Annotated in this window: 18 protein-coding genes; 9 read left to right on the forward strand and 9 right to left on the reverse strand. The window is 75.8% G+C overall.

Translation table 11 applies throughout. The features are described 5' to 3' along the window. The first annotated feature begins 147 nt into the window (after positions 1–147). From Sya03_RS06145 to Sya03_RS06180, 8 genes are read left to right on the forward strand one after another with little or no spacing between them, the layout of a single operon-like run. A complete protein-coding gene (locus tag Sya03_RS06145) occupies positions 148–1,668 on the forward strand; it encodes a flavin-containing monooxygenase (protein ID WP_239107146.1) in 1,521 nt (506 codons plus the stop codon). 35 nt (positions 1,669–1,703) lie between these two features. After that, complete coding sequence (locus tag Sya03_RS06150) at positions 1,704–3,188, forward strand: FAD-binding protein (RefSeq protein WP_203937187.1); 1,485 nt, start codon at positions 1,704–1,706, stop codon at positions 3,186–3,188. A 13-nt stretch (positions 3,189–3,201) separates the two neighbouring features. Continuing rightward, positions 3,202–3,684 (forward strand): SRPBCC family protein, encoded by a 483-nt coding sequence (locus Sya03_RS06155; RefSeq protein ID WP_203937188.1) that lies wholly within the window; start codon positions 3,202–3,204, stop codon positions 3,682–3,684. Then, positions 3,681–4,526: an alpha/beta fold hydrolase gene (locus tag Sya03_RS06160; protein ID WP_203937189.1), complete on the forward strand. Its 846-nt coding sequence runs from the start codon at positions 3,681–3,683 to the stop codon at positions 4,524–4,526. Before Sya03_RS06155 ends, Sya03_RS06160 begins: the two co-directional genes overlap by 4 nt. A gap of 5 nt (positions 4,527–4,531) precedes the next feature. Then, on the forward strand, positions 4,532–5,251 hold the full coding sequence (locus tag Sya03_RS06165; protein ID WP_203937190.1) for a thioesterase II family protein: 720 nt from the start codon (positions 4,532–4,534) through the stop codon (positions 5,249–5,251). A 10-nt stretch (positions 5,252–5,261) separates the two neighbouring features. Then, positions 5,262–10,802 (forward strand): non-ribosomal peptide synthetase, encoded by a 5,541-nt coding sequence (locus Sya03_RS06170; protein ID WP_203937191.1) that lies wholly within the window; start codon positions 5,262–5,264, stop codon positions 10,800–10,802. Next, positions 10,799–11,029: an MbtH family protein gene (locus Sya03_RS06175; protein WP_203937192.1), complete on the forward strand. Its 231-nt coding sequence runs from the start codon at positions 10,799–10,801 to the stop codon at positions 11,027–11,029. The genes Sya03_RS06170 and Sya03_RS06175 overlap by 4 nt, the downstream gene beginning before the upstream one ends. After that, positions 11,026–12,477: an MFS transporter gene (locus Sya03_RS06180; RefSeq protein WP_203937193.1), complete on the forward strand. Its 1,452-nt coding sequence runs from the start codon at positions 11,026–11,028 to the stop codon at positions 12,475–12,477. The genes Sya03_RS06175 and Sya03_RS06180 overlap by 4 nt, the downstream gene beginning before the upstream one ends. Here Sya03_RS06180 and Sya03_RS06185 read toward each other — a convergent pair. Further along, a complete protein-coding gene (locus tag Sya03_RS06185; RefSeq protein WP_239107147.1) occupies positions 12,467–13,342 on the reverse strand; it encodes an aminoglycoside phosphotransferase family protein in 876 nt (291 codons plus the stop codon). The genes Sya03_RS06180 and Sya03_RS06185 overlap by 11 nt on opposite strands. A gap of 46 nt (positions 13,343–13,388) precedes the next feature. Here Sya03_RS06185 and Sya03_RS06190 point away from each other — a divergent pair, with 46 nt between their 5' ends. Next, the gene (locus Sya03_RS06190; protein WP_203937195.1) at positions 13,389–13,700 is read left to right on the forward strand and encodes a chorismate mutase; all 312 of its coding nucleotides are present in this window, start codon (positions 13,389–13,391) and stop codon (positions 13,698–13,700) included. 231 nt (positions 13,701–13,931) lie between these two features. Here the strand turns inward: Sya03_RS06190 and Sya03_RS06195 are convergent, their stop codons facing one another. Genes Sya03_RS06195 through Sya03_RS06230 form a run of 8 tightly spaced genes read right to left on the reverse strand, consistent with a single transcriptional unit; the run spans position 13,932 to position 21,805 of the window. Beyond that, on the reverse strand, positions 13,932–15,095 hold the full coding sequence (locus Sya03_RS06195) for an MFS transporter (protein ID WP_203937196.1): 1,164 nt from the start codon (positions 15,093–15,095) through the stop codon (positions 13,932–13,934). Beyond that, positions 15,092–16,366 (reverse strand): amidohydrolase family protein, encoded by a 1,275-nt coding sequence (locus tag Sya03_RS06200; RefSeq protein ID WP_203937197.1) that lies wholly within the window; start codon positions 16,364–16,366, stop codon positions 15,092–15,094. The genes Sya03_RS06195 and Sya03_RS06200 overlap by 4 nt, the downstream gene beginning before the upstream one ends. Further along, positions 16,363–17,019 (reverse strand): type 2 periplasmic-binding domain-containing protein, encoded by a 657-nt coding sequence (locus Sya03_RS06205; protein WP_203937198.1) that lies wholly within the window; start codon positions 17,017–17,019, stop codon positions 16,363–16,365. The genes Sya03_RS06200 and Sya03_RS06205 overlap by 4 nt, the downstream gene beginning before the upstream one ends. Continuing rightward, positions 17,016–18,416: a phenylacetate--CoA ligase family protein gene (locus Sya03_RS06210; RefSeq protein ID WP_203937199.1), complete on the reverse strand. Its 1,401-nt coding sequence runs from the start codon at positions 18,414–18,416 to the stop codon at positions 17,016–17,018. Before Sya03_RS06210 ends, Sya03_RS06205 begins: the two co-directional genes overlap by 4 nt. Positions 18,417–18,446: 30 nt before the next feature. Beyond that, complete coding sequence (locus tag Sya03_RS06215) at positions 18,447–19,136, reverse strand: SDR family NAD(P)-dependent oxidoreductase (protein ID WP_203937200.1); 690 nt, start codon at positions 19,134–19,136, stop codon at positions 18,447–18,449. Beyond that, entirely contained in the window at positions 19,133–19,825 is a 693-nt protein-coding gene (locus Sya03_RS06220; protein WP_203937201.1) for a flavodoxin family protein, read from the reverse strand. Before Sya03_RS06220 ends, Sya03_RS06215 begins: the two co-directional genes overlap by 4 nt. A gap of 34 nt (positions 19,826–19,859) precedes the next feature. After that, complete coding sequence (locus Sya03_RS06225; RefSeq protein ID WP_203937202.1) at positions 19,860–20,450, reverse strand: anthranilate synthase component II; 591 nt, start codon at positions 20,448–20,450, stop codon at positions 19,860–19,862. Beyond that, the gene (locus Sya03_RS06230) at positions 20,447–21,805 is read right to left on the reverse strand and encodes an anthranilate synthase component I family protein (protein WP_239107148.1); all 1,359 of its coding nucleotides are present in this window, start codon (positions 21,803–21,805) and stop codon (positions 20,447–20,449) included. Before Sya03_RS06230 ends, Sya03_RS06225 begins: the two co-directional genes overlap by 4 nt. Positions 21,806–22,048: the final 243 nt, after the last annotated feature.

A 22,048-nucleotide genomic window follows, 5' to 3' on the forward strand; every position in this document is an offset into this window, starting at 1 on the left:
CCGGGGCCGCCGCGACCGCGTCTTGCGCGGCTGTTGCGCACGCCCCGCCACCCTCGACTCGGCGCCGCCGGAAGCCGTCCGGCCACCTCCGGCGCGGCACACGTGAGGATCCGCGTCGCGGTGGCGCGGCGGGCTGAGGAGACCATCGTGACGAGCACCGTTGAACTGACCCGCGAGACGTCCGGACCCGGCGTGCGGCACCTGCGGGTGGCCGTCGTCGGCACCGGCTTCTCCGGCCTGGGCATGGCGATCCGGCTGCGCCAGGAGGGCATCACCGACTTCCTGGTCTTCGAGCGGGCCGACGAGATCGGCGGCACCTGGCGGGACAACTCCTACCCGGGCAGCGCCTGCGACGTCATGTCGCTGCTGTACTCGTTCTCGTTCGCGCAGAACCCGAACTGGCGCACCACCTTCGGCAAGCAGCAGGAGGTGCTCGACTACCTGCGCGACTGCGCCGAGCGGTTCGGCCTGGCGCCGCACATCCGGCTCGGCCACGAGCTGACCGGCGCGGCCTGGGACGACGCGGCCCGCCGCTGGCGGATCAGCACCTCGCAGGGCGACTTCACCGCCGACGTGCTGGTCACCGGCACCGGCTACCTCAGCGACCCGGCGGTGCCGGAGATCGACGGCCTGTCGACCTTCGCCGGCCCGGTGTTCCACTCCTCGCGCTGGGACCACGGCGCCGACCTGACCGGCAAGCGCATCGCCGTGGTCGGCACGGGCGCCTCGGCCATCCAGTTCGTGCCGAAGATCCAGCCGGACGCCGCCCAGCTGCACGTCTTCCAGCGCACCGCCGCCTGGGTGGCGCCGAAGGGCGACAAGGAGATCAGCGCGCGCCAGCTGTGGCTGCGCCGCCGGGTGCCCGGCTACCAGAACTTCCGCCGCAACTTCAACATGTGGGGCCGCGAGGTCCTGGCGTTCATCATGAACAGCCCGAAGCGGGCCGAGAAGGTGCTGCAGGGCATGGCGAGCAAGCACCTCGCGGCGAGCGTCGCCGACGAGGGGCTGCGCGCGAAGCTGACCCCCGACTACACCGCCGGCTGCAAGCGGCTGCTGTTCAGCGACACCTGGTACCCGGCGATCACCGCGCCCAACGTGGACGTCGTCACCGACCGGATCACCCGGGTCACGCCGACCTCGGTCGTCACGGCCGACGGCACCGAGCGCGAGGTCGACGTCGTCATCTTCGGCACCGGCTTCCAGGCCACCAGCCGCCCCGTCGCGCACCTGCTGCGCGGGCGCGACGGCCGCACGCTGGGCGAGGCGTGGGACACCGGGATGAGCGCGTACCGCGGCACCACCGTCGCCGGCTTCCCGAACCTGTTCATGCTGCTCGGCCCGAACACCACTCTCGGCCACTCGTCGCAGACCGTGATGATCGAGGCGCAGCTCGCGTACGTCCTCGACGCCGTCAAGCAGCTCGACGCCCGCGGCGCCGCCAGCGTCGAGGTGCGCCCCGAGGCGCAGGCGGCCTGGAACGCCCGCCTCGACGACCTGCTCACCGGCACCGTCTGGAACGCCGGCAACTGCCGCAGCTGGTACCTCGACGCCAGTGGCCGCAACCCCTCGATCTGGCCCACGTACACGTTCCGCTTCCGCCGCGAGACCCGGCGCTTCGACATCGCGGCGTACCGCGTCGCGACCTCCGCCGGCGTCCCCGTCGCCTGATCCCTCTCCCACCTTCCTCGCAAGGAGACACGACGATGACCAATCCGCAGAGCCGGCGCACCCTGCTCAAGGGCGTCGCCGCCGGCGCCGTCGCGGTCGGGTGGAGCGCCGCGACCGGCACCTGGGCGACCGCCGCGAGCGCGGCCCCCGGCAGGTACAGCCCGCTGCCGCAGCTGGACGGCGTGCTGGAGACCGCCCCGCAGGTGCTGGCCGACTTCTCCGCCGACTTCGGCAAGATGGTGACCGGCACCCCCCGCGCCGTGCTGCGGCCGGGGTCCGTCCAGGACATCGTCAAGATCGTCCGGTACGCCCGGGCCAACCGGCTGACCGTCGCCATGAACGGCCAGAGCGGCAACGGCGGCGACCGCGAGTCGCACTCCAGCTACGGCCAGGCGGCCGTGCCGGGCGGCATCAGCATCGACGCCGGCAAGCTCGCCACGATCCACCGGGTCGGCGCCACCAGCGCCACCGTGGACGCCGGCGTCACCTGGGCGTCCCTGCTCGACGCCGCCCTCACCATCGGCCGGACCCCGCCCGCCCTGCCCGACTACTGCCACCTGTCCATCGGCGGCACGACCAGCATCGGCGGCATCGGCGGCACCGTGCAGAAGCACGGCCTGCTCGCCGACACCGTGCGGGAGATCGACATCGTCACCGGCGAGGGCCAGCTCGTCACCGCCAGCGCCGCCACCCGGCCCGAGCTGTTCTTCGCCGCGCTCGCCGGCGCCGGCCAGGTCGGCATCATCGTGCGCGCCACCGTGCGGCTCATCCCCGCGCAGACCACCGCCACGATCATGAACCTGTTCTACGACGACCTGGCCACGTTCGCCGCCGACCAGGAGAAGGTCCTCGCCGACGGCCGGTTCAGCCACCAGTCCGGCGAGATCGTGCGCCGGCCCGACGACTCCGGCTGGCGCTACAAGCTGGAGGCCGTCACGTACCACTCCGGCGCGGCGCCCGACCCGGCGCGGCTGCTCACCGGCCTGCGCGACGACCGGGCCGCGCTGCAGGTCGTGTCGATGCCGTACCGCGACTGGATCCTGCGCCTCGACCCGTACGAGGTGTTCCTCAAGCAGGAGGGCTTCTGGTCCGCCCCGAAGCCGTGGCTGAGCCTCATCCTGCCCGCCTCCGCGGCGCAGCGGTTCATCCGCGAGGTCACCGCCGAGCTGACCCCCGGCGACCTCGGCGCGGGCTTCGCCGGCGTCTACCCGTTCCTCACCTCGAAGATCACCCGGCCGCTGGTGGCGCTGCCCGGCGAGAAGGTCGCCTGGCTCGTCGACCTGCTGCGCTTCCCGCCGCCCGGCGACCCGAACATCCCGGCGATGCTCGCCCAGAACCGCCGCCTGTACGACCGCGCGGTCGCCCTCGGCGGCAAGCGCTACCTCGTCGGCGCCATCCCCGGCATGACCGTCGACGACTGGCGCGCCCACTTCGGCGCCAAGTACCTGCCGTTCCGCACCCTCAAGCGGCGGTTCGACCCGGGCGCGGTGCTGACCCCCGGCGCCGGCTTCTTCCAGTGACAGGAGTGCGGACATGCATCGCTACGACCTGATCGACGAGGCCGTCCTCGACGCCCCGCCCGCCGCGGTGTGGGACGCGCTCGTCGCCGAGCTCAACGGCGCCGCCCGCTGGTGGACGCCGAAGAACACCTTCACGCCCGGCGCCGTGCCGCCGGAGTCGCCCGGCGGCGAGATGCACGTCGGCGTGCACCCCAACGGCGCCGGCAAACCGGGCCCGGTGCTGCGCTTCACCGCCCGCACCACCGCGGTCGTCCCGGGGGAGCGGCTGGCGTTCGACTACGTCGGCGGCGTCTTCCGCGGCCGGGCCGCCATCACCCTCACCGAGGCCGGCGGCGGGCGCACCCGCATCGCCATGCACTTCGTCGCCGAGCCGGCCGGCTGGGTGCGGGTCCTGGCGAAGGTCAAGGACGTCGGCCTGGAGCACTCCCGGGGCACCCAGGAGGCGTTCGCCAACCTGAACGCGCTGCTGGCCCGCACCCCGGCGGTGGTGTCGTGACCATCTCCGCCGGCACCGCGTGGGCGATCGACCGGGTCGTCACCACCGACGACGGCGCCCGCCTCGCCGTCACGGTCACCACGCCCGGCCGCACCACCGAGCCCACGGTCGTGCTGGCGCACGGCTGGGGCGCGGGGCGCGCGGTGTGGCGCGGCGTCACCGACCGCCTGGTCGCCGCCGGGCACGCCGTCGTCGCGTACGACCAGCGCGGCCACGGCGACTCCACCGCGGGCACCGGGCCCGTCTCGATCAGCCGGCTCGGCGACGACCTCGACGCCGTGCTGGCCGCCGTGGACGCCCGCGGCGCGATCCTCGCCGGGCACTCCGGGGGCGGGTTCGCCGCGCTCGCGTACGCCACCGGGCACCCGATGGGCGCCACGATCCGGCTGCGCGGGCTGGTGCTGCTCGCCACCGCCGCCCACGACCAGGACACCCCCGCCGGCGAGGTGCGGATGATGGGCAACCCGGTGTTCTCGTGGGCGCTGCGCCGCCCCGCGCTGGGCCGCCGCATGCTGCGCCAGACCCTCGGCGAGAACCCGTCCGCGGCCGTGCAGGAACTCAACCGGGAGCTGTTCGCGGCCACCCCGGGCGCGGTGCGCGCCGCCTGCTTCGCGTGCAGCCGCGGCATGGACCTGCGCCCGCAGCTGGCCCAGGTGCACGTGCCCGCGGTCGTGCTGGCCGGCGCCCGGGACACCGTGGTGGCCCCGCGGCTCGGCGAGGCCGTGGCGGCGGCGCTGCCCGCCGCCCGCTACGAGCTGCTGCCCGGCGCCGGGCACATGCTGCCCCTGGAGGCGCCCGCCGCGGTCGCCGCCGCCGTCCGCGACCTGTCCACCGCGGGCTGACGGCCATGGGCGGCGTGCGGCTGTTCTGCTTCCCGTTCGCCGGCGGCGGCAGCCGGCTCTACCAACCGTGGCGGGCCGCGCTCGCCGAGCACGCCGACGTGCGCCCGGTCGTCCTGCCGGGTCGCGAGACGCGCATCGGCGAACGGCCGCACCAGCGCATCGAACCGCTGGTCGAGGACCTGGTCGCCGGGCTGCGCCCCCAGCTCGGCGACCGGTACGCCCTGTTCGGCCACAGCCTGGGCGCGCTGGTCGCGTACGAGGTCGCGCGGCGGCTCGCCGAGCTGGGCGAGCCGCCGCCGCAGGTGCTCGCCGTCTCCGGCCGGCGGGCGCCGCACCTGGCGCTGCACCCGCCGGTGCTGCACACCATGACCGACGCCGACTTCGCGGCCGCCGTCATGCGCCTCGGCGGCACCCCCGACAAGCTGCTGCGCAACCCGCGCCTGCTGGCCCACTTCCTGCCGGTGCTGCGCGCCGACTACGAGGTCAACGAGACGTACCGGGCGCGCCGGCAGCCGCCGCTGGACTGCCCGGTCGTCGGCTACGCCGGCGACGCCGACCCGCTGGCCACCGGCACGCAGGTCGGGGCGTGGCGCGACACCACCACAGGGCCGTTCCGGCAGCGGGTGTTCCCCGGCGGCCACTTCTTCCTGCGGGACGCCCCCGCCGTCCTGCACGCCCTCACGGCCGACCTGTCCACCGGCCGGGTTCCCGTCCGCACCCCCTGAGAGCGAGACCATGATTTCCCTCGAGCGCTGGAACGACACCGCCGCGGCCGTCCCCGACACCACCCTGCCCGAGCTGTTCGCGGCGCGGGTGGCGGCGGCGCCGGACGCGGTCGCGGTGTGGTGCGACGGCGCCACCGTCACCTACGCCGAGCTGGACGCCCGGGTCAACCGCCTCGCCCGGCACCTCGCCGAGCACGGCGTGCGCCCGGGCGCCCTGGTGGCCGTGGCGGTGCCGCGCTCGGTGGAGCTCGTGGTGTCCCTGCTGGCGACGCTGCGCGCCGGCGCCGCGTACCTGCCGGTGGACGCCGACTACCCGGCCGACCGGATCGCGTTCATGCTCGCCGACGCGTCCGCCGCGGTGGTGCTGACCGCGCACGGCGCCCCGCTGCCGGAGCTGGACGTGCCGGTGCTGGACGCGGCCGACCCGCTGACCGGTGTGGACGCCGGGCCGGTGCCGCCGCCGCCCGGCTGGGGCGGCCGCAGCCCCGCGTACGTCATCTACACCTCCGGCTCCACCGGCCGCCCGAAGGGCGTCGTCATCGACCACGCCGCCATCGTCAACCGGCTGGTCTGGATGCAGGCCGAGTACGGCCTGGGCCCGGGCGACCGGGTGCTGCAGAAGACCCCGTCCGGCTTCGACGTCAGCGTGTGGGAGTTCTTCTGGCCGCTCATCGAGGGCGTGCCGCTGGTCATGGCGCGCCCCGGCGGGCACGGCGACCCCGGCTACCTCGCCGCGGTCATCCAGCAGGCCGCCGTCACCACCGTCCACTTCGTCCCGTCGATGCTCGCCGTGTTCCTCGACGAGCCCGCCGCCCGCCGCTGCACCGGGCTGCGCCGGGTGGTGTGCAGCGGCGAGGCGCTGCCCGCCGAGCTGGTGCAGACGTTCTTCGCCACGCTGCCCGGCGTCGAGCTGCACAACCTGTACGGCCCCACCGAGGCCGCCGTCGACGTCACCTACTGGCCGTGCGCGCCCGACCCGCAGGCCACGTCCGTGCCGATCGGCCGGCCCGTCTTCAACACCCAGGTGCACGTGCTGGACGCCGAGCTGCGGCCGGTGGCCGTGGGCGAGACCGGCGAGCTGTACCTCGCCGGGGTGCAGCTGGCGCAGGGCTACCTGCACCGGCCGTCGCTGACCGCCGAGCGGTTCACCGCCAACCCGTACGGCCCGCCGGGCAGCCGCCTGTACCGCACCGGCGACCTGGCCCGCCGGCGCCCCGACGGCGCCCTCGACTACCTCGGCCGCGCCGACCACCAGGTGAAGATCCGCGGCCTGCGCATCGAGCTGGGCGAGATCGAGTCGGCGCTGGCCGCCCACCCCGGCGTGCACCGTTGCGTGGTGATCGCCCGCGAGGACCGGCCCGGTCACCCGCGCCTGGTCGCCTACGTGCAGCAGCCGTCCCCGCCGGAGGCGGAGCTGCGCGACTACCTGCTCGAACGGCTGCCCACCCACATGGTGCCCACCGGCTACGTGCCGCTCGCCGCGTTCCCCGTCACCGCCAACGGCAAGCTCGACCGCGCCGCGCTGCCCGCCCCCGGGGCGCCGGTCACCGCCGCCGGGCGCGCCCCGCGCAACGCCCGCGAGCAGGTGCTCGCCGAGCTGTTCGCCGAGATCCTGCGGCTGGACGCCGTGGGCGCCGACGACGACTTCTTCGCCCTCGGCGGCGACTCCCTGCTCGCCGCCCGCCTGGTCACCCGGGTGCGCGCCGTGTTCGGCGCCGACATCGACCTGCGCGCCGTCTTCGAGGCCCCGACGGTGGCCGGGTTCGCCGAGCGGATCGGCGCGGCCGCCGCCGCCCCCGAGCGGCCCGTCCCGGCGCCCGGCGACGGTCCCGGGCCGCTGTCGTTCGCCCAGCGCCGGCTGTGGCTCGCCGACCGCCTCAGCGACGGCGGCGGCACCTGGAACATGCACCTCGCGCTGCGCCTGGCCGAGCCCGCCGACCCGGCGGCCCTCGCCGCCGCCCTGGACGACCTCGTCGACCGGCACGAGCCGCTGCGCACCATCTACCCCGAGCCCGGCCCGGAGCCCGTGGTGCTGCCCGCCGGGGTCCGCCACCACGGCTTCCACACCGGCCCGGCCGACCTGGCGGCCGCCGCCGCGCAGGGCTTCGACCTGGCCCGCGAGGCCCCGATCCGCAGCCACCTCAGCGGCGACGTGCTGCTGGTGACCCTGCACCACATCGCCGCCGACGGCTGGTCCCTCGCCGTGCTGCGCGACGAGCTCGCCGCCGCGTACGTCGCCCGCCGGGCCGGCCGCGCCCCCGCCTTCGCGCCGCTGCCGCTGCGCTACGCCGACTTCGCCCGCTGGCAGCACGCCGTCGTCGCGGCCGACGGCGACCGGCAGCTCGCCTACTGGCGCGCCCAGCTCGCCGGGGCGCCGGAGGTGCTCGACCTGCCGCTCGACCGGCCCCGGCCCGCCCGCGCCGCCGGGCGCGGCGCCGCCGCCGCGCTGAGCGTCCCGCCCGCCCTGCACGCCGCCGTCCGCGACCTGGCCCGGCGTACCGGCACCAGCCCGTTCATGGTGCTGCACGCCGCCCTGGCCGTGCTGCTCACCCGGCTCGGCGCCGGCACCGACCTGCCGATCGCCACGGTCGCCGCCGGGCGCGCCGACGAGGCGTTCGCCCCGCTCGCCGGGTGCTTCCTCAACACGCTCGTGCTGCGCACCGACACCGGCGGCGACCCGCAGTTCACCCAGCTGCTGCACCGGGTGCGCGACACCGGCCTGGCCGCGTACGCCCACCAGGACGTGCCGTTCGACCGGGTCGTCGAGGAGCTGCGGCCCGCCCGGTCCGCCGCCCACCCGCTGGCGCAGGTGCTGCTGGTGCTGCAGAACACGCCGCCCGCCCGGTCCGCCCCGATCGGCGCCGACGTGCCGGTGGGCGTCACCGCCGCCCGCCTCGACCTGGCCGTCAACCTCGCCGAACGCCCCGACGGCGGGCTCGGCGGCCGCGTCGAGTACGACGCCGACCTGTTCGACGCCGCCACCGCCGAGGCGCTCGCCGCCCGCTACGTGCGGGTCCTGGAGGCCGTCACGGCGAACCCGGCGCTCGCGGTGTCCGAGGTGGACGTGCTGCTGCCCGCCGACGCGCCCCCGCCCGGCGCCCCCGGCCCGGCGCCCGCGCCGCTGCCCCGGCTGATCGAGGCCCAGGTGCGCCGCACCCCGGACGGCACCGCCGTGGTCTTCCGCGACGAGCGGCTCAGCTACGCCGAGCTGAACGCCCGCGCCAACCGGCTCGCCCACGCCCTCGTCGCCCGCGGCGCCCGGCCCGAGCGGCGCGTCGCGCTGCTGCTGCCGCGCTCCGCCGACCTGATCGTCGCCTGGCTCGCCGTGCTCAAGACCGGCGCCGCGTACGTGCCCGTGGACCCGGCGTACCCGGCCGAGCGGGTCGCGTACCTGCTCCGCGACGCGGACCCCGAGCTGGTCCTGACCGTGCCGGAGACCGCCCCGCTCGCCGCCGGCCTGCCCACCCTGTGCGCCGCCACCGGCGGCACGGCCGACGACACCGACCCGGCCGTGGACATCGCCGTCGACCACCCCGCCTACGTCATCTACACCTCCGGCTCCACCGGCGCGCCGAAGGGCGCCGCCGTCACCCACCGCGGCGTCGCCGCCGTCGCCGGCGTGCACGCCGACCGGCTCGGCCTCGGCCCCGGCAGCCGGTTCCTGCTGCTCGTCAGCATCAGCTTCGACGTGTCCATGGCCGACATCGCCATGACGCTGACCAGCGGCGCCACCCTCGTGCTGCCGCCGCCCGAGCGGCGCGCCGCCGGCGACGACCTGGCCGCGTCGCTGCGCGAGCACCGCATCACCCACACCGACCTGGTCGCGTCCATGCTCGGCTCGCTGCCCGGCGTGGACCTGCCGGACCTGCGCGGCTTCGTCGTCGGCGGCGAGCCGCTGTCCGCCGAGCTGGCCGCGCGGTGGGCGCCCGGCCGCACCGTCATGCAGGTGTACGGCCCCACCGAGACCACCGTCGTCGCCACCATGAGCGCGCCGCTGACCGGCGCCGAGCCCGCCCCGCCGCCGATCGGCCGCCCCGTGCCCGGCATGCGCGCCCACGTCCTCGACGAGCGGCTGCGGCCCGTCCCGGCCGGTGTGCCCGGCGAGCTGTACCTGGCCGGCGACGGCCTCGCCCGCGGCTACCTCGGCCGCCCCGGCGTCACCGCCGAGCGGTTCGTCGCCGACCCGTACGGCCCACCCGGCTCCCGGATGTACCGCACCGGCGACGTCGTGCGCCGCCGCCCCGACGGCGACCTGGAGTTCCGCGGCCGCAGCGACGACCAGGTCAAGGTCCGCGGCTTCCGGATCGAGCCCGGCGAGGTGGAGGCCGCGCTGACCGGCCACGGCGCCGTCGCCCGCAGCGCGGTCGTCGTGCGCGCCGGGCGCCTCGTCGGGTACGTGGTGCCCGCCCCCGGCCACACCCCCGACCCGGCCGAGCTGACCCGGCACGCCGCCGCGCACCTGCCCGCCCACATGGTGCCGTCGGCCGTCGTGGTGCTCGACGCCCTGCCCACGACGCCCAGCGGCAAGCTCGACCGGCGCGCCCTGCCCGACCCGCCCGCCGCGGCCACCACCGCCACCCCGCCCGGCACGCTGCGCGAGCGGCTGCTCGCCGACCTGTTCGCCGAGGCCCTCGGCGTCGACGGCGTGGGCGCCGACGACGACTTCTTCGCCCTCGGCGGGCACTCGTTGCTCGCCGCCCGCCTCACCGCCCGCATCCGCGAGACGCTCGGCGCCGCCGTCGGCCTGCGCGACCTGTTCGACGCCCCCACCGTCGCCGGGCTCGCCCGCCACCTCGACGCCGGCGCGCCCCCGTCCGACGGGCTGGAACCGCTGCTCGCGCTGCGCCGCTCCGGCGCCGCCGCCCCGCTGTTCTGCGTCCACCCCGCGCTCGGCCTCAGCTGGGTCTACGCCGGACTGCTCGGCCACCTGCCGGCCGACGTGCCGCTGTACGGGCTGCAGGCCACCGCCGACCCCGAGGGCCACCTCGCGCGGCTGCGCGCCGTCCAGCCGTCCGGGCCGTACCGGCTGCTCGGCTGGTCGTACGGCGGGCTCGTCGCCCACGACCTGGCGGTGCGGCTGCGGGCCGCGGGGGAGCAGGTCGAGCTGCTGGCGATCATGGACTCCTACCCGCACACCGCGCCGCCGCCCGCCGAGTACACCGGCGCCGCCGCGTACCGCACCGCCGCCGAGTCCGTCGGCGTGCCCGGCGCGGACGTCACCGACGCGGCCGGGCTGCGCACCGCGCTCACCGCCGCCGGCAGCCCGCTCGCCGTGCTCGGCGCCGACCGGCTCGACACCGTCGTCGCCGGCCTGCGCCGCCACCTCGCCGCCATGGCCGGGCACACGCCCGGCGTCTTCGACGGCGACGTGCTGTTCTTCGCCGCCCGCCACGACGGCCCGAACCCGCCCACACCGCGGGCCTGGACGCCGTACGTCACCGGCGCCGTCACCGTGCACCCCGTCGACGCCGCACACGGCGCCATGACCGCGCCCGGACCGCTCGCCCGCATCGGACACATCCTCGCCCGCACCCTCCAGGAGCAGCCGTGACCAACCCGTTCGAGATCACCGACAAGGACTACGTCGTGCTCGTCAACGACGAGGGCCAGCACTCCGTCTGGCCCGACTTCATCGCGGTGCCCGCCGGCTGGACCGCCACGTTCGGCCCCGCCCCGCGCCAGATTTGCCTCGACCACATCGACGCCACCTGGACCGACATGCGCCCGCGCAGCCTCGCCGAGCAGCTCGCCGCCGCCGAACTCGCGGCGCTCACGTGAACCGGCCCGTGCGGCCCTGGTGGGTGCTCGCCGCGCTGTGCGTCGGCAACTCCGTCAGCCTGCTCGACACCACCGTCGTCAACGTCGCCATCCCGGCGCTCGTCGCCGACCTCGGCGCCACCGTCACCCAGATCCTGTGGGTGGTCAGCTCCTACCTCGTGGCGTACGCGGTGCTGCTCGTCACCGGCGGCCGGCTCGGCGACCTGTACGGCGCCCGCACCGTCTACATCGGCGGGATGGCCCTGTTCACCGCCGCCTCCGCCGCGTGCGGGCTCGCCGCCACACCGGGCCAGCTCATCGCCGCCCGGCTCGTGCAGGGCCTCGGCGCCGCCCTGCTCACCCCGCAGGTCCTCGCCATCGTGTCGCGCACCTTCCCCGCCGAGCGCCGCGGCGCCGCCCTCGGCGTGTGGGGCGCCGTCGCGGGCGCGTCCGCCGCGGCCGGGCCCACCGTCGGCGGGCTGCTGGTGTCCGCGTTCGGCTGGCGGTCCGTCTTCTACGTCAACGTGCCGCTGGGCATCATCGCCGTCGGCCTCGCCCTCGCCCTGGTGCCCGACACCGGCGCCCGCGACCGCCGCCGGTTCGACGTGCTCGGCACGGTGCTGCTCACCGCCGCGCTGTTCCTGCTCGCGTACGGCCTCATCGAGGGCGACGCCCACGACTGGGGACAGGTCGCCGGGCCGGTCACCGTGCCGATGCTGCTCGCCGCCGGCGTCGTCGTGCTCGGCGCGTTCGCCGCCGTGGAGCACCGCCGGCAGGACCGCGAGCCGCTGCTGCCGTTCGCCGTGCTGCGCGACCGCAACTTCCGGCTCGCCGCGATCCTCGTCTGCGCGCTGCCGTTCAGCCTCAACGCCATGTTCTTCCTGACCCTGCTGCACCTGCAGACCGGCCTCGGGCTGACCGCGTCGTCCGCCGGGCTGCTCGTCGCCGTCGCCCCGATCCTGTCCGTCGCCGTGTCCGTGTACGCCGGCCGCCTCATCGACCGCTTCGGCGGCAAGTACGTGATGATCGCCGGCTACCTGGCCTTCGCCGCCGGCATCGCCGCCCTCGCGGTCGCCGTCCGCCCCGGCGCGTCCTGGCCCGGCCTGCTGCCCGGCCTGCTCGTCTTCGGCGTCGGCATGGGCCTGGCCGCCGCCCCGCCCGCCGCGATCGCCCTGCACGACATCCCGCCGTCGCTCGCGGGCGCCGCGTCCGGCCTGTTCAACATGAGCCGGCTGTGCGGCAGCGCCCTCGGCGGCGCGGCCGTCGGCGCGCTGCTCCAGGTACGCCTCGGCGACGCCTCGATCGGGGCGTCCTCACCCGCCCTCGTCGACGCCGTCCGCGCCACGTACCTGCTGCCGGTGGTGGTCCTCGTCGCCGCGACGGCGGCGGCGTTCCGGCTGCGCCCACCGGCGCCCGCGCCCGCCCCGGCGGCGCCGGTCCCCGCGCCCGTGCCCGCCCTCAGCCGATGACCGGGTCCGCGAGCACCCGCCGCAGCACCGCCGCCTGGTGGCCCGCCGGGTCGGGACCGGACAGCCCGGCCATCGTCGCGAGCGCCTTCCACAGCGCCCACCCGCGGGCGCGCCGCCACGCGTCGTCGTCCAGCCCGGCGGCCGCCCGGAACACCCGCCGCTCGGCGGGCCCCAGCCAGGTCCACGCGATCACCAGGTCGCAGGCCGGGTCGCCCACCCCGCACGTGCCGAAGTCGATGACGGCGGCCAGCCGGCCGCCCACGGTGAGCAGGTTCCCCGGTGCCACGTCCCCGTGAAACCACACCGGCGCCGCCGCCCACGCCGACGTCAGGGCCGCCGCCCACACCGCCCGGCAGGCGGCCGCGTCCACCGCGTCCCCCAGCACGTCCAGCGCCCGGCCGACCTGGTCGCCGTAGACGCTCGGGTGGCAACCCCGGAACCAGCAGTGCCGCCCGGCGGCGGGCCCACCCGCGGCCGGCGCCGCCCGCAGCGCGGTGAGGAACCCGCCGAGATCGCGCGCCACCCCCGCCGGGTCCACCCCTTCGGCCGCGTCCAGCGGCTCGCCCGGCAGCCACCGCCGCACCGACCACGGGAACGGGTACCCGGCCCCGGGCCGCCCCGCGCCGACCGGCTCCGGCACCGGCAGCGGCAACCGGCCCGCCAGCACCGGCAGCCACCGGTCCTCCTTCGCGACGGCGGCCACGTACCCCTCGCCGCTGGGCAGCCGCACCGCCAGCTCCCCGCCCAGCCGGAACGTCCGGTTGTCCCACCCCTGCCGCGCCACCGCCCGCACCGGCAGGTCACCCCACCGGGGGAACTGCTCCCGCACCAGCTCCGCCACCAGCGCCGCGTCGATCTCTCTCACGGCCACGAGTGTGCCCGGCGCCCGGCCGCGATGGCATCATGAGCGGATGACCAGCAGCAGCCCCGCCACGTCCACCCCGGCGGAGCTCGCCGAGGTCCGCGCCGCCATCGACGCGATCGACGCCCAGGTCGTCCACCTGCTCGCGGCCCGCGAGTCGCACGTCCGCCGCGCCGCCACCCTGAAGACCTCCGAGGACGGGGTCCGCGCCCCCGCCCGCGTCGACCAGGTCCTGCGCAAGGTCCGCACCCTGGCGGCCGACGCGGGCGCCACCCCGGACGTGGTCGAGCAGGTGTACCGCACGATGATCAGCGCCTTCATCGACCTCGAACTCCGCGAACACCGCACCGGCCGGCACTGACCCGCCGGGCGCCGGCCGGGTTCACGCGCACGGGCCCGGCCGGGCCCGACGGCCTGATCCGGTACGAACGGCCGCTGCGGCCCGGCGCGGCGCGGCAACGCCGGACCTGAGCGGGCGCCGCGGCCCGGCGGCGGCCCGGCGGCGGCCCGGCGCGGCACCGCGGGGCCTGTGGGGCGCCGCGGCCCGGCGCGGCAACGCCGTACCCGAGCCGGACCCGCAGCGCCGGGCCGGTCAGCCGGCCGGGCGCCGCAGGCCGGTGAGCAGCAGGGCCGCCAGCACCACCGGGGCGCCCAGGTAGCCCAGCTGCCCCAGCCCGACCAGCCCGATCCCCGCCGCACCGGCCGCGCCCGCCACTCCGATGCCGAGGAACACCGCCGCGCTGTTCAGGCCGACCGCCACCATCGGGGCGTGCGGGGCGGCGGCCAGCAGGCGGTGCTGTTGCGGCACCGTCGTGGACCAGGCGGTGACGCCCCACGCTGCCAGGCCGAGGGCCGCGCCCGGCAGGCTGGTGGCCAGGAGCGGGAAGGCGAGCAGTACCAGGGTGAACGCGGCCAGGCCGGCGCGCAGGACCGGCACGGGGCCGAGGCGGTCGGTGAGGCGGCCGCCGAGCCAGTTGCCGGCGACGCCCGCGACGCCGAAGACCAGCAGCAGCAGCGCCACCTGGGTGGCGCCCGCGCCCGCCGCGGTCAGGACCGGGGCCAGGTACGTGTACACGCTGAAGCCGCCCACGAAGATCAGCACCGTGGTGGCGATGATGGTCAGCACGCCGCGGTCGGCGAGCACCCGCAGCCGGGCGCCGAGCGGCACCGCCGGTGGGGCGGCGACGGCCGGCAGCAGGGCCGCCAGGCCGGCGGTGGCGACGCCGGCGAGGACGGCGACCAGCACGAACGTCTGCCGCCAGTCCGAGCCGAGGCCGATCCAGGCGCCGATGGGCACGCCGAGCACGGTGGCGGCGGTGACGCCGCCGAGCACGGTGGCCAGGGCGCGGCCGCGGCGCTCCGGGGGCACCAGGGCGGCGGCGGCCGCGGCGGCGGCGGGGGTGTACGCGGCGGCGCCCAGCGCGGCGACGACGCGGCCCGCCAGCAGCAGGGCGTAGCCGGGGGCGAGGGCGGAGACGACGTTGCCGAGCACGAACACGGCCAGCGCGGCGACGAGCAGGGTGCGCCGCGGCACCGCGCCGAGCGCCGCCCCGAGGACGGGGGCGGCGACGGCGAACGCGAGGGCGTACACGGTGACGAGCTGGCCCGCCTGGGCGACGGACAGGCCGAGGTCGGCGGTGAGGCCGGGCAGCACCCCGGCCACGACGAACGTGTCGGTGCCGATGGCGAACGTGCCCGCCGCGAGCAGCGGGATCAGCGCCCCGCGCGGCGGCGCGGCGGTGGCGGTGACGGTCACGCGGGCACCAGTTCCCGGTCGGTCGAGCCCACCGGGACGCCGCCGAGGTACACCTCGACGATGCGCTCCGGGTCGCACAGCACGCGGATGTCCTCGGCCGGGTCGCCGTCGGTGACGACGAGGTCGGCGAGGCGCCCGGCGGCCACGACGCCCGCCGTGTCGCCGCGGCCGGCCAGCGCCGCGCCGTTCGACGTGGCCCACGTCAGCACGGTGGGGGCGTCGATGCCGGCCAGCTCGACGTACATGGCCAGTTCCTGGGCGTACGTGCCGTGCGGGGTCCACGCGAAGCCGAAGTCGTCCCCGGCCACGATCCTGATGCCCAGCTCGACGGCCTTCGGCAGCAGCCACAGCGTGTTGGCGACCTCGGCCTCGTACTCGGTCTTGTCGAGGTACTCCTGGCTCTTGCCGAAGTCGCCGCCGTAGTCGAGCAGTTGCCTGGGCTGGTACAGGCTGGGCACGATGTAGATGCCCTGCTCGGCGATGGCGTGCAGGGCGGCCTCGTCGGCGTACGAGGCGTGGTCGATGACGTCGACGCCGGCGGCGATGGCGTTGCGGATGCCGTCGATGCCGCGCGAGTGGGCCCGCACGAGCACGCCGCGGGGGCGGGCGGTGGCGACGACGGCCTTGATCTCGTCGAGGGTGTAGAGGATCTCGTGGGAGTCGGCGTTGGGGTAGGTGCCGTCGCCGGACGAGAACGTCTTGATGATCTGCGCGCCCTCGTCGATCTCCTTCGTGGTGCGCTCGACCATCTCCTCGACGGTGTCGACGATCGGCATGAGGTCGGCGGGGAACTTCTTGCCGACGGCCGGGTTGCGGCGCTGCGGGGGCGCCGACACCATCAGGTCGCGGCTGCACGCGGTGATGCGCGGGCCGACGATGCGCCCGGCGGCGATGGACCGCTTGAGCGCCATGTCGATGCCGCCGACGGAGCCCGCGCCGACCAGGCCGGTGTAGCCGAGGCGCAGCATCTGCCGGGCGTGCTCGGCGGCGATGAGCGTGACCTCGGGCAGCGTGTACTTGAACATCGTGTCGCGGGCGGTGATGACGTCCTTGTACGCGATGTGCCCGTGGCCGAGGGTCATGCCGGGCATGACGGTGTGCCCGGTGAGCACGCGCACGTCGACGCCGGGGGAGTCGACGGGCGCCTCGCCGGCGGCCATGACGGCCTCGATGGTGTCGCCGCGCACCAGGACGCTGCGGCCCGGCACGGACGCCCGGCCGAGTCCTTCCTGGACGGTGACGTCGTGCAGCAGCAGGGGACGCTCGGTCATGACGGCCTCTCGTGGGGGGTGTGGGTGAACAGCAGCCAGACGACGGCCGCGCCGGCGCGCACGCTGAGCCAGTCGAGCCGGTACGTGGAGCGGCCGTTCTCGTTGGTCAGGGCCAGGTCGACGGCGCCGCGGGCGAGCATGGCGGCGGCGGTGACGGTGGAGTCCGCGTCCACCCAGCGGACCCGGCGGTCGCGCAGGGCGGGCGGGCGCAGGGCGTGGAACAGTGAGCGCACCTCCGGCACGGTCGCCACGGTGACGGTGCGCCGGGAGGTGACGCCCTCGCCGGGACGGGCGGCCAGCCCGTACGCCGGGGTGGGGTGCACGAAGTGGAAGACCAGCCGCACCTGCGGGTGCCAGTGGAACGCGGTGGCGTTCTGGTAGGCGCTGGGCACGAGCGCGTACCGCACGGTGCCGGCGACCAGTTCGTCGAGCAGGACGTCGAACGACGGGCGCAGCCGCACGGTGAACGGGTCGGTGACGCCGTGGTCGGCCAGGCGCTCCTCCAAATGGGCGAGCGCCTGGTGGCTGGACGTGCCGGCGGGGCCGAGGGTGCCGAGCGGCGCCGGCCCGGTGCCGACCAGGTCGAGCAGGCGGGCGGCGGACTCGGCGTACTCGCCGGTGAAGCGGTCGAAGCCCGTCGCGGCCCGGGTCACGTCGTGTACCCGCGCCGCGCCCCCAGGGCCGCGGCGACCTGCGCCTCGTGGTCGGGTGCGGTGCGCAGGTCCTTGATGCGGGCGGCCTTCCAGCTGACGAACGCGCCGGTGCTGGTGATCTGGTCGAGCTCGGTGACGACCTCGACGGTGGCGGCGACGCCGAAGCGCTCCGCGAACCGGCCGGGAATGCCGGCCGCGTCGCCGGACATCAGGTCGAGGCGGATGGTGACGCTGTCGGCGCCGTACGAGTCGTGCTCGATGATGACCTGGAAGCCCAGGCAGCCGGTGACGCCGGTGAGCACGGCCTCCTCGATCTCGCTGGCGAGGTGCCTCCCGCCGCCCAGCTCGATGCGGTCGAGGACCCGGCCGACGACGTCGAGGCGGGGGCCCTTCAGCTCGCAGTCGCAGCTGCCCTCGCCGAGCCGGACGAGGTCGCCGGTGCGGTAGCGCACGAGCGGCTTGACGCCGGTGACCAGCGTGGTGACGCACAGCTCGCCGGTGCCGGCGCCGCCGAGGCTGGCGCCGGTGTCCGGGTCGATGATCTCGGCGACGTAGTTCGGGGCCGACAGGTGCATGTTCTTGTTCCGGCACGTCGTGCCGATGACGAACGCCTCCTGCGAGCCGTACAGGATGTTGTAGGTGTCGACGCCCCAGACGCTGTCGATGTTGGCCGCCAGCGCCGGGGTGCACATCTCGCCGGTGACGAAGAACAGCTTGACGGCGAAGTCGCGGTGCAGGTCGTAGCCGTAGTGGACGGCGGCCTTGGCGAGGTTGAGGGCGACGCCCGGCGTGCAGACGATCACCTCCAGCTTCAGGTCCTTCATCAGCTGCAGCGCCTTGGCGAACCCGATGACGGGCGAGTACGGCCAGATCTTGGCGTTGCAGGAGCCGACGTTGCGGGCCACGTCGCCGAGGGTGTCGCCGAACGAGTGGACCTCGGTGGGGCCCATCAGGCCGACCGCGGGCCGCCGGTCGCCGAAGTGGTGCCGGAAGATCGACTTCCAGCTCTCGGTGACGTGGGTGTTGCTGGCGATGATCTCGGCGCCGTCGCGCGGGCACGGGGTGGCCCGGCCGGTGGTGCCGGTCGTCTCGTAGAAGAAGATCGCGTCGCTCACGTCGCCGGAGAGCACGTCGAACATCTCGCGCCGCAGGTCGTCCTTCGTCGTGAACGGCAGCCGCGCCAGGTTCGCCGTCGACACGGCCGCGCCGTCGACGCCCGCGAGGTGCCGGCCGTAGAACGGCGAGCGGGCCTGCACGTGCCGCACCACCTCGGGCAGGCGCCGGTCGTACCAGGAGGTCCAGGCGGCGTCGTCCATCCGCCCGGCGTAGTAGGTGTCACAGACGCCGAGGAACTCGGTGAGGAAGTCCTCGTACTCCTTGCCGGTGGGCAGCCACACGGGGCCGCTCCTCTCATCAGTCGGGGGTGGTCACCAGAGGCCGCCGTTGACGTCCACGACGGATCCGGTCAGGTAGCTGCCGGCGTCGCCGGCGAGGGCGGCCACGACGGCGGCCACCTCCTCGGGCCGGCCGAACCGGCCGAGCGGGATGCGGCTGCGGTACGCCCGCTGCCGGTCGGCCGGGATGCGCCGCGACATGTCGCTGTCGATGAGCCCGGGCGCGACGGCGTTGACGGTGATGCGGTGCGGCGCCAGGGCGGTGGCGAGGCTCTTGGTGAGCGCGATGACGGCGCCCTTGGACGCCCCGTACGCGGCGTCGGCGCTGCCGGTGCGCCCGCTGACCGATGCGATGTTGACGATCGTGCCGGGCGTGCCCGCGGCGATCAGCGCCCGCGCGGCGTGCTGGGCGCAGAAGAACGCGCTGCGCACGTTGGCGCCCAGCACCGCGTCGAACTCCTCCGGCGTGGTGGTGAGGAAGTCGCGGGCCAGGTACACGCCGGCGTTGTTGACCAGCGTCGTGACCGGCCCGTCGGCGGCGGCGTCGGCGAGCGCCGCGGCGGCCTCGGCGGGGTCGTCCAGCCGCGCGACGACGGTGCGCCACGGCGCCGCCGGGTCGGGCCGCAGGTCGGCGCCGATGACGTGGTGCCCGGCGGCGGCGAGGGCGCGCCCGATCGCCGCGCCGATGGCCCCGGCGGACCCGGTGACCAGCGCGACACTCACCGCAGCGCCCGCTCGTTCTGGTGGGGCACGGGCAGGTCGCGGCCGGTGGTGCGGCGGTAGTCGCGCAGCAGCTCGATCATGTCGATCATGCGGTGGGTCAGCCGGAACACGGTGTCCATGCCCTCGCGGTCGTGCCGCCAGTCGCCGCGCGCGCCCGCCTGCACCAGCGCGGGGAACCCGCTGCCGACCAGCAGCATCCGGTTGAGCAGGACGTTGTTCTGCAGCTGGGCGTGCACGTCGCCGTGGGCGTAGCGGCGGCCGGTGACGATCACCCCGGCGACCTTGTTCGTCAGCGGCCGGCGGAAGCGCAGGTGCCCGACCCCGGCGCGCTCGATGAACCGCTGCATGGTCTCGGCCATCCCGAAGCCGTGCACGGGCGCGGCGTAGATGATGCCGTCGGCCGCGGTCATCCGGGCGACGATGCCGGGCACGTCGTCGGTGACGTCGCAGGCGGTGCGCTTGAGGTTGCAGTCGCCGCACGTGCCGCAGGGCAGGATCGTGTGCTGCGCCAGGTGCACCACCTCGAGGCGGGCGCCGCGGCCGGCGGCCAGCTCCGCGACGTGGCCGAGCACGGCGGCGGTGTTGCCGTCGGCGCGCTCCGAGCCGTTGAGGGCGAGGATGGTCGGCGGCCGGGTGGCGCCGCCGGTGGTGGGCCGGGGGACGGCCGGGGCCGTCGCGTGCGGGGTCATGGTCGCGCTCCGTTCGAGGAGGTCGAGCGAGGGGTCAGGTCGCGGCCGCCGGGACGTGCGCGGCGATGAACGACCGGAAGACCGCGTGGCCGTCGTCGGTGCGCACGCTCTCGGGGTGGAACTGCACCGACTCGATGGGCAGGGTGCGGTGCCGCAGCCCCATGACGTAGCCGTCGTCGTCGGACCAGGCCGACACCTCCAGCTCGGCGGGCAGGCTGTCCGGCTCGACGATCAGCGAGTGGTAGCGGGTCGCGGTGAACGTGTCCGCCGGGCGGCCGGCGAAGCAGCCCCGCCCGTCGTGCCGGATCACGCTGGTCTTGCCGTGCATGAGGTGCCGGGCCGGGCGGACGGTGGCCCCGTACGCGGCGGCGACGGCCTGGTGGCCCAGGCACACGCCGAGGATCGGCACCACGCCGGCGAACCGGTGCACCAGCTCCACCTCGCCGGAGTCGGCCGGGTGGCCGGGCCCGGGGCCGAGGACGAGCAGGTCCGGCGGGTCGGCCGCGACCGCGTCCGGGTCGATCCGGTCGGCGCGGACGACCCGCGGCCCGGCGTCCAGGTCGAGCAGGTACTGGGCGATGATGTGGACGAAGCTGTCGTACGCGTCCACGACGAGAGTTTTCACAGCAGCTCCTGACCGCTGACGGCCCAGTGGCCGGCGCTCATCTTGGCGAGGGTCTCGCGCCACTCGCTGCTCGCCTTGCTGTCGGCGACGACCCCGGCGGACGCGCGGGTGGTGTAGGTGTCGCCGCGGCGGAACACGGTGCGGATGCAGAGCCCGAGGTTGACCCGGCCGCCGAAGTCGATGAGCCCGAACACCCCGGCGTACAGGCCGCGGCGGCTCGTCTCGATCGACTCGATGATCTCCATCGCGCGGATCTTCGGGGTGCCGGTCATGGTGCCGGCGGGGAAGGTGGCGGCGATGACGTCGTAGGCGTCGACGCCGTCCGCGCGCCGCCCCGACACCGTGGACACCAGGTGGAACACGTGTGAGAAGTCCTGCACGGCCAGCATCTCGTCCACCGTGACGGTGCGCGCCCGGGAGAACTTCGCCAGGTCGTTGCGGCACAGGTCGACGAGCATCACGTGCTCGGCGATCTCCTTCTCGTCGGCCGACAGAGCGGCGACGCGCTGCGCGTTGTCGGCCGCTTCGGCGCCGCGCGGGGCGGTGCCGGCGATGGGCCGCATGCTCACGGCGTCGCCCTCGACCCGGACGAACAGCTCCGGGCTCGCGCCGATCACGGTGCAGCCGGCCAGCGGCAGCAGGCACATGTACGGCGACGGGTTGCGCAGCCGCAGCCGCCGGTAGACGGTCAGCTCGTCGACGGCGCTGCGGGTGCTGATCTCGTGGCCGATCTGCACCTGGTAGATGTCGCCGACGGCGATGTGCCGCAGGCAGGTGTCGACGTCGGCGGCGAACCGCTCCGGGTCGGTGCTGTCGTGCACGGACAGCGGCGCGGGCACCTCCGGCAGCGACGCGTCCGCGGCGGGGGCGGCGTCGACGACCGCGGCCAGCGCCGCCGCGTCGAGCGGCGCCCAGCCGGGGGCGTCGTTGAGGACCAGTTCGGCCGAGCCGTGCCGCAGGTCGAAGACGGCGTACCCGCGCGGCAGCACCAGGGTCACCTCGGCGGTGCGGCCGTCGCCGGGGATGAGCCGCGGCAGCCGCTCGATGTAGCGCACGGTGTCGTAGCCGAAGAAGGCGAGGAAGCCGAACGTGACGGCCGCGCCGGGCGCGGCGTCGACGGCGAACAGGCCCTGCACGGCCCGCAGGAACGGCCAGAGCGCGTCGTCGCCGGTGAGCCGGCCGTCGCGCAGCAGCCCGGCCTCGGCGCCGGCCCGCTCGACGGCGGCGGCGACCACGGCGTCGCCGCTGACGGCGACCACCCCGTCGGTGATGGTCACCTCGGCCAGCGGGGCGAACGGCACCACCGCGGAGCGGCGGTCGGCGGCCGGGCCGTCGAGCGACTCGAGGAGGAACACCTCCGCCTCGCCGAGGTGGGCGCGCAGCGCGAGGAATGCGGCGAAAGGATCGGTGCCGTTCAGTGGTGTACGGCTATTCGTGACGGGAATTGGTGCGCCTTCCGGCATGTGCGTACCCCAGTGATCTGCGACGGGTGGCGGTTCGTTGCACAGCCTGTCGCCGTCGCACCGGCATTGCCCGGTCCAAACACCGGATAAGTGGACTGCCGTTTCCCCGGAACCCATTCCGCGCCCATTTCGGGC

Origin of the sequence: Spirilliplanes yamanashiensis (assembly GCF_016863475.1) — a bacterium.
GTDB lineage: Bacteria > Actinomycetota > Actinomycetes > Mycobacteriales > Micromonosporaceae > Spirilliplanes > Spirilliplanes yamanashiensis.

What these genes read in the sequence shown, in the direction of transcription:
- Sya03_RS06150 (WP_203937187.1), top strand. Translation starts at nt 1,704, where the DNA reads ATGACCAATCCGCAGAGCCGGCGCACCCTGCTCAAGGGCGTCGCCGCC.
- Sya03_RS06200 (WP_203937197.1), bottom strand. Translation starts at nt 16,366, where the DNA reads ATGACCGAGCGTCCCCTGCTGCTGCACGACGTCACCGTCCAGGAAGGA.
- Sya03_RS06165 (WP_203937190.1), top strand. Translation starts at nt 4,532, where the DNA reads ATGGGCGGCGTGCGGCTGTTCTGCTTCCCGTTCGCCGGCGGCGGCAGC.
- Sya03_RS06155 (WP_203937188.1), top strand. Translation starts at nt 3,202, where the DNA reads ATGCATCGCTACGACCTGATCGACGAGGCCGTCCTCGACGCCCCGCCC.
- Sya03_RS06190 (WP_203937195.1), top strand. Translation starts at nt 13,389, where the DNA reads ATGACCAGCAGCAGCCCCGCCACGTCCACCCCGGCGGAGCTCGCCGAG.
- Sya03_RS06170 (WP_203937191.1), top strand. Translation starts at nt 5,262, where the DNA reads ATGATTTCCCTCGAGCGCTGGAACGACACCGCCGCGGCCGTCCCCGAC.
- Sya03_RS06220 (WP_203937201.1), bottom strand. Translation starts at nt 19,825, where the DNA reads ATGACCCCGCACGCGACGGCCCCGGCCGTCCCCCGGCCCACCACCGGC.